The organism is Pseudomonas batumici (genome assembly GCF_036585405.1).
GTDB classification, from domain to species: domain Bacteria; phylum Pseudomonadota; class Gammaproteobacteria; order Pseudomonadales; family Pseudomonadaceae; genus Aquipseudomonas; species Aquipseudomonas batumici.
Genome location: NZ_CP144470.1, coordinates 2,601,913 through 2,616,346, shown reverse-complemented (window position 1 = coordinate 2,616,346; position 14,434 = coordinate 2,601,913). Strand labels below are relative to the sequence as shown.

At 64.0% G+C, this 14,434-nt stretch carries 12 protein-coding genes; 9 read left to right on the top strand and 3 right to left on the bottom strand.

Features of this window, described 5'->3' with window-relative positions; genetic code table 11:
• Nucleotides 1-405: 405 nt before the first annotated feature.
• The 7 genes from NUH87_RS11830 to NUH87_RS11800 are packed head-to-tail and all read left to right on the top strand — an operon-like array spanning nucleotide 406 to nucleotide 8,893.
• The gene (locus NUH87_RS11830; protein WP_338526073.1) at nucleotides 406-2,028 is read left to right on the top strand and encodes a methyl-accepting chemotaxis protein; all 1,623 of its coding nucleotides are present in this window, start codon (nucleotides 406-408) and stop codon (nucleotides 2,026-2,028) included.
• Nucleotides 2,028-2,546: a chemotaxis protein CheW gene (locus tag NUH87_RS11825; RefSeq protein ID WP_338526072.1), complete on the top strand. Its 519-nt coding sequence runs from the start codon at nucleotides 2,028-2,030 to the stop codon at nucleotides 2,544-2,546. Before NUH87_RS11830 ends, NUH87_RS11825 begins: the two co-directional genes overlap by 1 nt.
• Nucleotides 2,543-3,829, top strand: coding sequence for a CheR family methyltransferase (locus tag NUH87_RS11820; protein ID WP_338526070.1), 1,287 nt, complete (start codon nucleotides 2,543-2,545; stop codon nucleotides 3,827-3,829). Before NUH87_RS11825 ends, NUH87_RS11820 begins: the two co-directional genes overlap by 4 nt.
• Entirely contained in the window at nucleotides 3,829-4,515 is a 687-nt protein-coding gene (locus NUH87_RS11815; protein WP_040064564.1) for a chemotaxis protein CheW, read from the top strand. Before NUH87_RS11820 ends, NUH87_RS11815 begins: the two co-directional genes overlap by 1 nt.
• Nucleotides 4,512-6,830, top strand: coding sequence for a hybrid sensor histidine kinase/response regulator (locus tag NUH87_RS11810; RefSeq protein WP_338526069.1), 2,319 nt, complete (start codon nucleotides 4,512-4,514; stop codon nucleotides 6,828-6,830). Before NUH87_RS11815 ends, NUH87_RS11810 begins: the two co-directional genes overlap by 4 nt.
• On the top strand, nucleotides 6,827-7,837 hold the full coding sequence (locus tag NUH87_RS11805) for a chemotaxis response regulator protein-glutamate methylesterase (RefSeq protein ID WP_338526068.1): 1,011 nt from the start codon (nucleotides 6,827-6,829) through the stop codon (nucleotides 7,835-7,837). The genes NUH87_RS11810 and NUH87_RS11805 overlap by 4 nt, the downstream gene beginning before the upstream one ends.
• A 51-nt stretch (nucleotides 7,838-7,888) precedes the next feature.
• Nucleotides 7,889-8,893, top strand: a complete 1,005-nt coding sequence (locus tag NUH87_RS11800; RefSeq protein ID WP_338526066.1) for a PleD family two-component system response regulator — start codon at nucleotides 7,889-7,891, stop codon at nucleotides 8,891-8,893.
• Between the two features lie 214 nt (nucleotides 8,894-9,107).
• On the opposite strand, the gene NUH87_RS11795 is transcribed toward NUH87_RS11800, so the two are convergent.
• Genes NUH87_RS11795 through NUH87_RS11785 form a run of 3 tightly spaced genes read right to left on the bottom strand, consistent with a single transcriptional unit; the run spans nucleotide 9,108 to nucleotide 11,544 of the window.
• Nucleotides 9,108-9,521, bottom strand: coding sequence for a hypothetical protein (locus NUH87_RS11795; RefSeq protein WP_338526065.1), 414 nt, complete (start codon nucleotides 9,519-9,521; stop codon nucleotides 9,108-9,110).
• Entirely contained in the window at nucleotides 9,518-10,084 is a 567-nt protein-coding gene (locus NUH87_RS11790; RefSeq protein WP_338526064.1) for a DUF4166 domain-containing protein, read from the bottom strand. The genes NUH87_RS11795 and NUH87_RS11790 overlap by 4 nt, the downstream gene beginning before the upstream one ends.
• Nucleotides 10,081-11,544, bottom strand: coding sequence for a TIGR01777 family oxidoreductase (locus tag NUH87_RS11785; protein WP_338526063.1), 1,464 nt, complete (start codon nucleotides 11,542-11,544; stop codon nucleotides 10,081-10,083). The genes NUH87_RS11790 and NUH87_RS11785 overlap by 4 nt, the downstream gene beginning before the upstream one ends.
• A 189-nt stretch (nucleotides 11,545-11,733) precedes the next feature.
• Here NUH87_RS11785 and prfB point away from each other — a divergent pair.
• Nucleotides 11,734-12,829 (top strand): peptide chain release factor 2 gene (gene prfB, locus NUH87_RS11780; protein ID WP_157015856.1). Its coding sequence is split into 2 segments (ribosomal slippage): nucleotides 11,734-11,805 and nucleotides 11,807-12,829, totalling 1,095 coding nucleotides; the frame shifts between segments, so codons are not numbered across the junction.
• A 95-nt stretch (nucleotides 12,830-12,924) separates the two neighbouring features.
• The gene (lysS, locus tag NUH87_RS11775; protein ID WP_338526062.1) at nucleotides 12,925-14,427 is read left to right on the top strand and encodes a lysine--tRNA ligase; all 1,503 of its coding nucleotides are present in this window, start codon (nucleotides 12,925-12,927) and stop codon (nucleotides 14,425-14,427) included.
• Nucleotides 14,428-14,434: the final 7 nt, after the last annotated feature.

Here is a 14,434-nt window from a genome sequence, read left to right as displayed (position 1 = left end):
TTACTGTATATCCATACAGTGAAGCAACTGTAAGCCAGCGCATTTTCGGAATCAAGGAAAAATTCCAATTTTTTTGATTTATGGGTTTTTTGTTGCTAGCTGATACGTTTCATCAGCGACGATCGTGCACAAAAAAAGGCTTGCCTCTCGATAAGCCTCTGATCAGGTGGTGTCACGCTAGATCCGCCATCGGGTGGGGATTTTCGGCGAGATCCTGGCCGATTTCGCGGGGCATGCGCGAACTGGAGTCATGGCTGATCTTGAGTGAAACGTCTGAAAATGCGTTGATCAGTGTCGCAATCACCTGTCGGTTATATATCCTGTCAAATCCGTGACCTGTGCCAAAAGTGATGGCACTCGCTCAGCTATACTGCCCCTCATTTAAATGGCCCCAGAGGACTGAGAGTGAAGAACTGGACGTTGCGCCAACGAATACTGGCAAGCTTTGCCGTCATCATCGCGATCATGCTGCTGATGGTCGTTGCCTCGTATTCCCGGCTGCTGTCGATCGAGTCCAGCGAGGAGAGTGTGCGCACCGACGCTCTTCCCGGGGTCTACTACAGCACCATGCTGCGCAGCGCCTGGGTCGACAGTTATGTGTTGACCCAACAATTGCTCGGCTTTCATGCGGACGGCACGATCAGTGCCGCCGACCAGTTGCAGTTCAAGGAATTCGAAACCCGTCTGGTGGAGCAGATCGCCAATTACCAGACGACGGTCTTCAGGCCCGAGGACGCGGCCGCCTTCGATCTTTTCAAACGTGATCACGAGGCCTATAACAAGCTGCTGGTCAATGTGCTGGACCTCTACCAACACAGGCAGAACGATCAGGCCATCCATCTGTTCAACGAACAACTGACGCCCGCCTGGGCTGCCGGTCGCCAGCGACTCAGCGAGATCATCACCGAGAACCGCAATGCGGCCAGCCAGGACACCGATTCGATTTCCGCCGCTGTATCCGCCGCGAAAATCAGCATGGGGATTTCGCTGCTGATCGCGGTCGCCGCCGCCGGTCTTTGTGGCCTTCTGCTGATGCGCGGGATCATGGCGCCGATGCAGCGGATTGTCGAAATCCTTGAAGTCATGCGCACCGGTGACCTGAGCAGTCGCCTGAACCTGGAACGCAAGGACGAGTTCGGGGCCGTGGAAACCGGCTTCAACGACATGATGACCGAACTGACGGCCCTGGTGTCCCAGGCCCAGCGCTCCTCGGTACAGGTCACCACCTCGGTCACGGAAATCGCCGCCACCTCCAAGCAGCAGCAGGCCACCGCCACCGAAACCGCCGCCACCACCACCGAGATCGGCGCGACCTCGCGGGAAATCGCCGCGACCTCCCGGGACCTGGTGCGGACCATGACCGAAGTGTCCTCCGCCGCCGACCAGGCCTCGGTGCTGGCCGGCTCCGGCCAGCAAGGGCTGGCCCGCATGGAGGAAACCATGCATTCGGTGATGGGCGCCGCCGACCTGGTGAACTCCAAGCTGGCGATCCTCAACGAGAAGGCCGGCAACATCAACCAGGTGGTGGTGACCATCGTCAAGGTGGCCGACCAGACCAACCTGTTGTCCCTCAATGCCGCCATCGAGGCGGAAAAGGCCGGCGAGTACGGCCGCGGTTTTGCCGTGGTCGCCACCGAGGTGCGGCGCCTGGCGGACCAGACCGCCGTCGCCACCTACGACATCGAGCAGATGGTGCGCGAGATCCAGTCGGCGGTGTCCGCCGGGGTCATGGGCATGGACAAGTTCTCCGAGGAAGTGCGCCGCGGCATGTTCGAAGTGCAGCAGGTCGGTGAGCAACTGTCGCAGATCATCCATCAGGTCCAGGCCCTGGCGCCGCGTGTGCTGATGGTCAACGAAGGCATGCAGGCCCAGGCCACCGGCGCCGAGCAGATCAACCTCGCCCTGGTGCAGTTGGGCGACGCCAGCAGCCAGACCGTCGAATCCCTGCGCCAGGCCAGCTTCGCCATCGACGAGCTGAGCCAGGTCGCGGTGGGCCTGCGCAGCGGCGTTTCGCGTTTCAAAGTCTGATGAGCGAGCGGGTGGCTAAACACGGCGTCGGCGCGCAGCCCGGGAACAGTCTGTTCCTGGTCTTTCGCATCAAGGGCGAACGCTATGCCCTGGAGGCCGTCGAAGTGGCCGAGGTGCTGCCACGCCTGCAACTCAAGCCGATTGCCCAGGCACCGGCCTGGGTCGCGGGGGTGTTGGCCCATCGGGGGGCGATGGTGCCGGTGATCGATGTCAGCGCCATGACCTTCGGCGAGCCGGCGGCGGCCCGCACCAGCACGCGGTTGGTGCTGGTGCATTACCGTCCCGTGGACGAGGCGCCCGGGCGCTTGCTCGGGCTGATTCTCGAACAGGCCACCGATACCCTGCGTTGCAACCCGGCGGACTTCCAGCCCTATGGCCTGGACAACCGCGAGGCGCCTTACCTCGGGCCGGTGCGTGAAGATGCCCAGGGCCTGCTGCAACGGATTCGGGTCGACGACCTGCTCGGCGCCGAGGTGCGGGCGCTGCTGTTTCCCGCCTCGGACGAGGCGCCGGCATGAGTGACGATCAGCGTTTCTTCGATTTCCTCAAGCATCGCATCGGCCTGGACGTGGCTTCGGTCGGCCCGGCCATCATCGAGCGCGCCGTGCGCCAGCGCTGTACCCAGTTGCAGATCGCCTCGGCGGACCACTACTGGGCCCGGCTGCTGAGCAGTGAGGACGAGCAGCAAACGCTGATCGAGGCGGTGATCGTCCCGGAAACCTGGTTCTTCCGGTACCCGGAGTCCTTTTCGACCCTGGCGCGCCTGGCGAGCGAACGGTTGGCGCAGATCAAGGGCATGCGCGCCTTGAAGATCCTCAGCCTGCCTTGTTCCACCGGCGAAGAACCCTATTCGATCGCCATGGCCCTGCTCGATGCCGGCCTGGCGCCGCATCAGTTCAAGATCGACGGCATCGACGTCAGCCCATTGTCGGTGGAGCGGGCCAGGCGTGCCCTGTATGGCAAGAACTCCTTTCGCGGGCAGGACATCGAGTTTCGCGAGCGGCATTTCACCCCGGTGGCCGACGATTACCGGCTCAGCGAGCGGGTCCGCGAGCAGGTGCGGCTGCAGAGCGGCAATCTGCTCGATCCCGAATTGCAGGTGGGCGAGGTCTATGACTTCGTGTTCTGCCGCAACCTGCTGATCTATTTCGACCTGGCGACCCAACGCCGGGTCTTCGATATCCTCAAGCGCCTGACCCACGTGGACGGTGTGCTGTTCATCGGCCCGGCCGAGGGCAACCTGCTGGGACGGATGGGCATGCGCTCCATCGGCGCGGCGCAGTCCTTTGCCTTTCGCCACCAGACGCAAGCCGAGCCCGAGCCCGAGCCGTCGCCGGTGTTCGTAGCGCCGTCTTTGCCGGTGCGTGTGTCGCCTGCCAGTGCGCCGGTGCCGCCTCTGCGCCGACCGTTCAGCCCCCGTACGGCGTTCACGCCAGCGGTGCCAGCGCCCGTGGCAACGCCGCAGGCGTCGGACGAGGCATCCGCCCTGCTGGCCCGGATTGCCACGCTGGCCAACGAAGGCAAAGGCGCCCAGGCGCGCCAGGCGTGTGAAACCTACCTGCGTCAGCACGAACCGGTCGCCCAGGTCTTCTACTGGCTGGGCCTGCTGAGCGATGTGGCCGGCAGTACCCTGGAGGCCCAGGGTTTTTATCGCAAGGCCTTGTACCTGGAACCGCAACATCCCGAGGCCCTCGTCCACCTGGCGGCGCTGCTGGCCTCCCAGGGCGATGCGGCAGGCGCCCGGCGATTGCAGGAACGCGCCGCCCGTAGCGAGCGCGCCGCTGACAGTGAGCGCAAATGATGAGCGGTTTGACTGACTTGAACCTGACCCACCACGACGCCGAGAACATCGACGATTGCTGGAACCGCATCGGTATCCACGGCGACAAGTCCTGCCCGCTGCTGGCCGAGCATGTCCACTGCCGTAACTGTGCGGTGTATTCCGCCGCCGCCACGCGCCTGCTGGACCGTTATTCGTTGCAGCAGGAGCGCCCCGAACAGACGGCGGCGATCGATGCCGGCAGTGATGTCGTCACCCGTTCGCTGCTGATGTTCCGGCTCGGCGAAGAATGGCTGGGCCTGGTGACCCGCTGCCTGGTGGAAGTCGCGCCGCTGCAGCCGATTCACTCCCTGCCGCACCAGCGTTCGCGGGCCTTGCTCGGTGTCGCCAACGTACGGGGTGCGTTGGTGGCCTGCCTGTCGTTGGTGGAGTTGTTGGGGCTGGAGGCCTCGGGCCCGGTTACACCGGGCGGCCGGGTGATGCCGCGCATGCTGATCGTCGGTGCCCAGGGTGGGCCGGTGGTGCTGCCGGTGGACGAGGTGGACGGTATCCATGCCATCGACCAGCGCCTGCTCGACAGCGCCAGTGCCGCCGGACCCCAGGCCAGTGCCCGGTTCACCCGCGGCGTATTGCCGTTCAAGGGGCGCAGCCTGCGTTGGCTGGATGAAGAGCAATTGCTGTCGGCCGTGACCCGGAGCCTCACATGACCCCCGATCAAATGCGCGACTCGTCGCTGCTGGAGCTGTTCAGCCTGGAGGCCGAGGCCCAGACCCAGGTGCTCAGCGCCGGCCTCCTGGCCCTGGAGCGCAACCCGACCCAGGCCGACCAGCTCGAGGCCTGCATGCGCGCCGCCCATTCCCTCAAGGGCGCGGCGCGGATCGTCGGCGTGGATGCCGGGGTCAGCGTGGCCCATGTGATGGAGGATTGCCTGGTCAGCGCCCAGGAAGGCCGGCTGTACCTGCAACCGGAACATATCGACGCCTTGTTGCAAGGCACCGACTTGCTGATGCGCATAGCCACGCCCAGTGCCAATGTCGGCTCGCTGGAGATCGAGGCCTATGTCCTGCAGTTGCAGGTGCTGCTCGATCCTTCGCTTGCCGGTGCCCGGACGGCCCCGCCTGGGGTGGTCGAGCCGGAGGAGCTGCTGTTCGTGCCGCCGTCCGTGGCCGTCGATCTTGAAACACCGTCTCTTGAAGCATCGCCTTTTGAAACACTGCCTCTTGAAACCCCGTCGGCTGAACTGATGCCGCCCGGCCGCCGGGTCGCCGAAGGGGGCGAGCGGGTGCTGCGGGTGACCGCCGAGCGTCTGAACAGCCTGCTCGACCTGTCGAGCAAATCCCTGGTGGAAACCCAGCGCCTCAAGCCTTACCTGGCGACCATGCAGCGGCTGCGGCGGATGCAGGACAAGGGCCTGCGGGCCCTGGACCAACTCAACGATCAGTTGAAGGGCACCGGCCTGAGCCTTGAAGCCGAGGAGGCCCTGGCCGATGCCCGGCGCCTGCTGGCCGAGTCCCAGAGGATGCTGGCGGCGCAAACGGTGGAGCTGGACGAGTTCGGTTGGCACGCCAGCCAGCGTGCCCAGGTGTTGTATGACACGGCACTGGCCTGCCGCATGCGGCCCTTTGCGGATGTCCTGAGCGGCCAGGTGCGGATGGTCCGCGACCTGGGCCGCAGCCTGGGCAAACAGGTGCGCCTGGAAATCGAAGGGGAGAAAACCCAGGTCGATCGCGACGTGCTGGAAAAACTCGAAGCGCCGCTGACCCACCTGCTGCGCAACGCGGTCGACCATGGCATCGAAAGCCCGGAGCTACGGGTGCTGGCGGGCAAGCCGGCCGAGGGCCTGATTCGCCTGCGGGCCTCCCACCAGGCCGGGTTGCTGGTACTGCAACTGAGCGACGACGGCGGCGGCGTGGACCTGGAGCGGCTCCGGCGCAGCGTCGTCGAGCGCCAGTTGGCCCCGGCTGACACCGCCGCCCAGCTGAGCGAGGAAGAGTTGCTGAGCTTCCTCTTCCTGCCGGGCTTCAGCCTGCGGGACAAGGTCACCGAAGTCTCCGGGCGCGGGGTCGGCCTCGACGCGGTGCAGCACATGGTCCGCCAACTGCGCGGCGGCGTGGTGCTGGAGCAGACGACCGGGCAGGGCAGTCGTTTTCACCTCGAAGTGCCGCTGACCCTGTCGGTGGTGCGCAGCCTGGTGGTGGAGGTCGGCGGCGAGGCCTATGCTTTTCCCTTGGCTCACATCGAGCGCATGTGCGACCTGGCGCCCGAGGACATCGTGCAGCTCGAGGGGCGCCAGCACTTCTGGCACGAAGGCCGGCATGTCGGGCTGGTGGCGGCCAGCCAGCTGCTACAGCGTCCGCCCAGCGAACACCAGGACGGCAGCCTCAAGGTCGTGGTGATCCGCGAGCGCGAGGCGATCTATGGGGTCGAGGTGGAACGCTTCGTCGGCGAGCGCACCCTGGTGGTGTTGCCGCTCGATCCGCGGTTGGGCAAGGTCCAGGATATTTCCGCCGGGGCCTTGCTCGACGACGGTTCGGCGGTGTTGATCGTCGATGTCGAAGACATGCTGCGCTCGGTGGACAAGCTGCTCGATACCGGTCGCCTGGAACGTATCGACCGGCGCCATCGTCAGGCCAGCGAGGCGGTGCGCAAGCGCGTGCTGGTGGTCGACGATTCCCTGACCGTGCGTGAACTGCAGCGCAAACTGCTGGTCAACCGGGGTTACGAGGTGGCGGTGGCGGTGGATGGCATGGACGGTTGGAACGCCCTGCGCGGCGAAGACTTCGACCTGTTGATCACCGATATCGACATGCCCCGGATGGACGGGATCGAATTGGTCACGCTCTTGCGTAAGGACACACGCCTGCAGTCGCTGCCGGTCATGGTGGTGTCCTACAAGGATCGTGAAGAGGACCGTCGCCGCGGGCTGGACGCCGGGGCCGACTATTATTTGGCCAAGGCCAGTTTTCATGACGACGCCCTGCTGGATGCGGTGGCGGAGTTGATCGGAGGAGCCCAGGGATGAGGATCGCGATCGTCAACGATATGCCCATGGCGGTAGAAGCGTTGCGTCGTGCCCTGGCGTTCGAGCCGACGCACGAAGTGATCTGGGTCGCCGCCAACGGCGCCGAGGCGGTGAAGTACTGTGCCGAGGACACTCCCGACCTGATCCTGATGGACCTGATCATGCCGGTGATGGATGGCGTCGAGGCTACCCGGCGAATCATGACCGAGTCGCCCTGCGCGATCGTCATCGTCACCGTCGACCGGCAACAGAACGTGCACCGGGTCTTTGAAGCCATGGGCCATGGTGCGCTGGATGTGGTCGACACACCGGCCATCGGCGGCGACAACCCGAAGGAAGCCGCTGCGCCGTTGTTGCGCAAGATCCTCAATATCGGCTGGTTGATCGGCCAACGGGACAACCGGGTACGCAGCGTGGCGGCGCCCGCCCGGGACAACAGTCCCCGGCAGAAGCTGGTGGCCATCGGCTCTTCGGCCGGGGGGCCGGCGGCCTTGGAAACCTTGCTGAAAGGTTTGCCTGCTGATTTCCCCGCCGCCGTTGTCCTGGTCCAGCATGTCGACCAGGTGTTTGCCGCCGGCATGGCCGAATGGTTGGGCAGTGCCTGCGGCCTGCCGGTGCGCCTGGCCCGCGATGGCGAGGCGCCGCAGCGCGGTACCGTGCTGCTGGCCGGGACGAACCATCATATCCGCTTGTTGAAAAACGGGACTCTGGCCTATACCGCCGAGCCCGTGAACGAGATCTACCGGCCTTCCATCGATGTGTTTTTCGAGAGTATCGCCAGTTACTGGAATGGCGATGCGGTGGGCGTGTTGTTGACGGGCATGGGGCGCGACGGTGCCCACGGGTTGAAGCTGATGCGCGAGCACGGCTACCTGACCATCGCCCAGGACCAGCAGAGCAGTGCCGTGTACGGCATGCCCAAGGCAGCGGCGGCTATCGATGCCGCCGTCGAAATTCGCCCACTGAACCAGATCGCGCCACGCTTGCTGGAGGTATTTTCTTCATGAGTTCCCTCGTCAGCAGGCCTGGTTTGAAAGCAGTACCTCAGGTGACCGCGTATGAATGATTTACAGCTGGATGATTTCAAGACCTCCGACGAAAACGCCGCGATGGTGCTGCTGGTCGATGATCAGGCCATGATCGGCGAGGCGGTCCGACGCGGGCTGGCCACGGAGACGAACATCGACTTCCATTTCTGTGCCGATCCGCACCAGGCGATTGCCCAGGCGATCCGCATCAAGCCGACGGTGATCCTGCAGGACCTGGTCATGCCCGGCCTCGACGGCCTGAGCCTGGTGCGCGAGTACCGCAATCATCCGGCGACCAAGGACATCCCGATCATCGTGCTCTCCACCAAGGAAGACCCGCTGGTCAAGAGCGCGGCGTTTGCCGCCGGGGCCAACGATTACCTGGTCAAGTTGCCGGACAACATCGAGCTGGTGGCGCGCATTCGCTATCACTCGCGTTCCTACATGACCTTGTTGCAGCGTGATGCGGCGTATCGGGCGTTGCGGGTCAGCCAGCAGCAATTGCTCGACACCAACCTGGTGCTGCAGCGCCTGATGAACTCCGACGGCCTGACCGGGTTGTCCAACCGTCGGCACTTCGACGAGTACCTGGAGCTGGAATGGCGACGGGCGCAGCGTGAACAGACGCAGACGTCGTTGTTGATGATCGATGTGGACCACTTCAAGTTGTTCAATGACAACTTTGGTCATCTGGAAGGGGATGAAGCCTTGCGCAAGGTGGCGGAGACGATTCGTGAGGCCAGCTGCCGGCCTTCGGATCTACCGGCGCGTTATGGTGGCGAAGAGTTCGCCCTGGTGCTGCCGAACACCACGCAAGGCGGTGCGCGGCTGGTGGCGGAAAAGCTGCGCCAGACCGTGGCGGGGTTGAAGATCCCGCACAACGCGCCGAGCGAGGGCTCGGTGCTGACCATCAGCATCGGACTGGCCACCGTGATACCGCAACAGGGCAGCAACTACCGGGAGCTGATTTCGGCGGCGGACAAGGGGCTGTATTTGGCGAAGAACGGTGGGCGTAACCAGGTGGGGATTGGTTGAGGCGGACAAATAGCCATTACTGGCCTGCGCAGTGGCTCGTATTTCAAGGTGTAAAAGCGGCGACTATTCGGTGGTGCGTTGAATAGGTCTGTAAAAAACAGAAAGGCCTTACATATCAAGGTTAAAAAGGCCGACGCGGTGGCGGAAGGTTTTGCCAAAAGAAGTGAAAGTGCCACTGCCGGCTACGTCAGTGGCACCGGTTCCGCGTCTTGTTTCACCCCTGGTTCGAACGCTTCCAGCCATACAGGGTGATGATCCAGAACGGCAGCCACCAGACCAGATCGTTGCACAGCAGCATGATCCCGCTGTGCCAGGGCAGAACGCCGCTCATGGCCGACTGTAAAAAGCCGATGGGCCCCAATGTCTTGCCGACCACCCCGACGGCCACCAGCGGCCAATAGCGAACCACGTCCTGGGCGGCAATCCAGTAGCCCAGCGCATACACGCCGACCATCATGCCGATGCAGCGGACCATCACGTCCGGCGTGGCCGGCATCTGCAGCCAGGCAAAGACCTGGCTGGGCCAGACCGCCAGCAGCACGGCGTAGAACAGGTTGTAGAGCGCGGCGATGCGCAGGATCCAGGACATCCAGGCGGGCGCGGTGCGGGTTGAGAACAGGTACGTCATGGGTTTTCCGTCTGTGTTGATGAAGAGGTGGGCTCGACCAGGCTCAATACGCCGTTGTAGTGAATGAGTGTGCCGAAGCGAGCCAGGTCGACCTTGACCCGGCAGTGATAACGCCGGGCGTCAATGGGGTGCTCGCTCGCACTGATCGTCAGGCCGGGCACCGGCCAGCCCAGCCCGCGCAGGACGACCCGTTCGCAGCGCTGATGCAGGCCGCCTTCGGCATCGACCCACGTGCGGAGCGGCGCCGCAATCGGCCCCACGTGCTCGACGATCACGGCACCGGTTCCGGCCTGCATCAGGCTGTTCATGGCCCGGCCGCCGATGACTCTCTGCCAGCGCTCCGAGGTCTGGGTGACGGGTGCAATACCCACGCGGCATGAGGCGGCCGGCGACGCGGCCGGCATCCTCGCCAACAGCGGCAGCAGCCTCGGCCAGAACGCGCGGGTCCAGCCAACCGCCAGCGTGCCCTGGACCTGAGCCCCTTGCGCGCCATGCAAGGCTTGCAGGACGGGCGCCAGCTTGGCGAAATCCTCCGTGAGAATCTGCTGGTAAAGGCTCTTCATCGGGGCATTATCCCGCAGACTTCAACCAGCGCCGATGACAGCGTCGGATACTGAAAGTCGAAGCCCTCTTCCAGAAGCCGGCGCGGGCTGACCCGTTGGCCGTCCAGCAAGAGGCAGGACTGTTCGCCCAGCAAACCCCGCACGGGGGCTTCCGGCAGGGGGAGCCAGGCGGGTCGCTTGAGCAGGCGGGCCGCCTCGCGGACAAAGGCGTGCTGGCTCGGGGTCTCCGGCGCGACCAGGTTGTAGACGATGGCATCCGGTTCAGCTGGGGCGCTGCGGCAGAACCAGGCGATGGCCGCCAGTACGTCTTGCAGGTGAATCCAGCTCATGATCTGCCGGCCGCTGCCCAGCGGCCCGCCGAATCCCAGCCGTATGGGCGTGAGCATGGCCGGCAAGGCGCCGCCCTGGCCGAACACCAGTCCCAGGCGCATCAGTCTCAAGGCGATACCGGCGTCGAGAACGCCGTGAGCCGCTTCCTCCCAGCGTTGGCAAAGCTCGGTGGTAAAGCCGTCCTGCCCGGGGCTCGACTCGTCGAGCGTACGCGGGTCATCCAGTGCCTGCTCGCCATAAAAGCCAACGGCCGAGGCCGACAGCATCAAGCGTGGTTTTTGGCTGGCGTTGCGGGCCCAGGCCACCAGGGCCTTGGTGGTCTCGACGCGGCTGGCGATCAGGCTGGCCTTGCGCGCGGGGTTCCAGGGGCGCCCGAGGATGGTTTCCCCCGCGAGATTGATCACCACGTCCACCGGTGTATCGCGATGAAGTTGATCCAGGGCGGTGATGCAGCGTACGCGTCCTTGAAAGAGGGCGGCGGCCTTGAGCGGGTCGCGTGCCAGCACTACGGGAACCTGTCCGGCGGCCAGCAGGCTGCGCACCAGCGCCTGGCCAATGAAACCGGTGCCGCCGCTGATCAGGAAGGTCTGGGCTGGCGGGCCGAAGTCGAAGGCCGCTTGGGGCGTCGCACGACTCAGGGCGCGGCTGGCGAAGCCGTCGCGGACGCCGGAGAGGGTGACGCCCACGGCCATCACGCTGAGTACGAGGCTCCATAGGCCCTGGGGTGTCCAGTGCAGGGCGCTGGGGAGCGTCGCCCAGTCCAGTGAAAGCTGGGCCAGCAGGCCGAACAGCACGCCCGCATTGATGGCCAGCACCGTGTGGGTGATGCGTTCGCTGGGCGGCAAGCGGCGGCTACGGTCTTCTTCGACGAAGTCCATCAGGGTCAGCGTGATTTCGACCAGCACAATGGCCCAGAGCACCCCTAACCAGGCGCCACCCCAGGCAAACCACGCCAGGCCGCCGAACAGCACGCCGTAGAGCAGCGAGCGGATGGCGTGCAGTCGCAGTTCATAGGCGGCGGATGTATGTTGAGGCAGGGCGCAGCGTAGTTCGTGATGGTAAATCACGTCGAACGCGCCCATCAGGCCCTGGGCAACCAGCAGGGCCAGGATCGTTTCGTGAAGCGTCATGCCAGCGTTCCTTGCGCAAATCTTCCTTTTTGGGGGGCATACAATAACCGCCCGTTCACGGTTTTTGGAGAATGGCTGTCCTTCCAGGTGTCACTTTGTGCCTTCACCCCGCCAAGCGGGCTGCCGGGACGCGCACAAACCGGTTATACTCGCCGGCTTTCAAAAGTTCACCGACGAGTGCTGCCCGCCATGGAAATCAACCCGATCCTTAACAGTATCAAGGACCTGTCCGAGCGCTCCGAAACCATTCGGGGGTATCTTTGACTACGATCAAAAGCATGAGCGCCTGACCGAAGTCAATCGCGAGCTTGAAGATCCGTCTGTCTGGAACAACCCCGAATACGCGCAGAACCTCGGCCGCGAGCGCTCCGCGCTGGCGCTGATCGTCGAGACCCTGGACGACATGTCCAGCGGCCTGGCCGACGCCCGCGACCTGCTGGAAATGGCCGCCGCCGAAGAAGACCAGGGTGCCGTCGACGACGTCGCTGCTGAAGTCGAACGCCTGCGCGAAGCCCTCGAGAAACTGGAATTCCGTCGCATGTTCAGCGGCGAAATGGACCCGAACAACGCCTACCTGGATATCCAGGCCGGTTCCGGCGGCACCGAAGCCCAGGACTGGGCCAATATCCTGCTGCGCATGTACCTGCGCTGGGCCGACAAGCGCGGTTTCGACGCCACCATCATGGAACTGTCCGCCGGCGAAGTCGCTGGGATCAAGGGCGCCACCGTGCATATCAAGGGCGAGTACGTCTTCGGCTGGCTGCGCACCGAGATCGGCGTGCACCGCCTGGTGCGCAAGAGCCCGTTCGACTCCGGCAACCGTCGCCACACCTCGTTCTCGGCGGTTTTCGTATCCCCGGAAATCGACGACAACATCGAAATCGAAATCAACCCGGCAGACCTGCGGATCGACACCTATCGTTCCTCCGGTGCTGGTGGCCAGCACGTTAACACCACCGACTCGGCCGTACGGATCACCCACGTACCGACCAACACCGTGGTCAGCTGCCAGAACGAACGCTCCCAGCACGCGAACAAAGACACCGCGATGAAAATGTTGCGGGCGCGCTTGTACGAACAGGAAGTGCAGAAGCGCAACGCCGCTTCCCAGGCCCTGGAAGACACCAAGTCGGATATCGGCTGGGGTCACCAGATCCGCTCCTACGTACTCGACGCCTCGCGGATCAAGGATCTGCGCACCAACATCGAACGCAGCGACTGCGACAAGGTGCTGGACGGCGATATCGACGAATACCTGGAAGCCAGCCTCAAGCAAGGGCTTTAAGGCACTGCGGCGGCGGCGCGCATCAAGGCGCGTCGCGGCCGTGAACCCCTGCCGAAGGCCGGGGGCAACGAACCTGTGATGGAAAATCTAAAGACATGAGCGACCTACAACTCGACCCGCAAGCCCTGCAACAGGAAGAAAACACCCTGATCGCCCTGCGCAAGGAAAAGCTGGCTGCCGAGCGCGCCAAGGGTCAGGCCTTCCCCAACGACTTCCGTCGCGACGCCTACTGCGAAGACTTGCAGAAACAGTACGCGGACAAGACCAAGGAAGAACTGGCAGAAGCGGCGATCCCGGTCAAGGTTGCCGGTCGCATCATGCTCAACCGTGGCTCCTTCATGGTGATCCAGGACATGTCCGGGCGCATCCAGGTCTACGTCAACCGCAAGACCCTCTCGGAAGAGACCCTGGCCGCGGTGAAAACCTGGGACCTGGGCGACATCATTTCCGCCGAGGGTACCCTGGCCCGTTCCGGCAAGGGCGACCTGTACGTCGAAATGACCGACGTGCGCCTGCTGACCAAGTCCCTGCGCCCGCTGCCGGACAAGCACCACGGCCTGACCGACACCGAGCAGCGCTACCGCCAGCGCTACGTCGACCTGATCGTCAACGAAGAAGTGCGCCAGACCTTCCGCGTGCGTTCGCAGGTCATCGCGCATATCCGCAACTTCATGATGCAGCGCGATTTCATGGAAGTGGAAACGCCGATGCTGCAGACCATCCCTGGTGGCGCGGCGGCCAAGCCGTTCGAAACCCACCACAATGCGCTGGACATGGGCATGTACCTGCGCATCGCGCCGGAGCTGTACCTCAAGCGCCTGGTGGTAGGCGGCTTCGAGCGTGTGTTCGAGATCAACCGCAACTTCCGTAACGAAGGCGTTTCGACCCGGCACAACCCCGAGTTCACCATGCTCGAGTTCTACCAGGCCTACGCCGACTACGAAGACAACATGGACCTGACCGAAGAACTGTTCCGTGAACTGGCGCAAGCGGTTCTGGGCAGCACCGACGTGCCTTATGGCGACAAGGTGTTCCACTTCGGCGAGCCGTTCGCGCGCCTGTCGGTGTTCGACTCGATCCTCAAGTACAACCCGGAAATTTCCGCCGCCGACCTGCAGGACATCGACACCGCCCGCGCCATCGCCAAGAAGGCCGGTGCCAAGGTGCTCGGCTTCGAAGGCCTGGGCAAGCTGCAGGTGATGATTTTCGAAGAGCTGGTCGAGCACAAGCTGGAGCAGCCGCACTTCATTACCCAGTACCCGTTCGAAGTGTCGCCGCTGGCGCGCCGCAACGACGAGAACCCGAGCGTCACCGACCGTTTCGAGCTGTTCATCGGTGGCCGTGAAATCGCCAACGCCTACTCCGAGCTGAACGATGCCGAAGACCAGGCCGAACGCTTCAAGGCCCAGGTCGCGGACAAGGACGCCGGCGACGACGAGGCCATGCACTACGACGCCGACTTCGTGCGTGCGCTGGAGTACGGCATGCCGCCGACGGCGGGCGAGGGCATCGGTATCGACCGCCTGGTGATGCTGCTCACCAATGCGCCGTCGATTCGCGATGTGATCCTCTTCCCGCACATGAGGCCGCAAGCATAAGACTGTT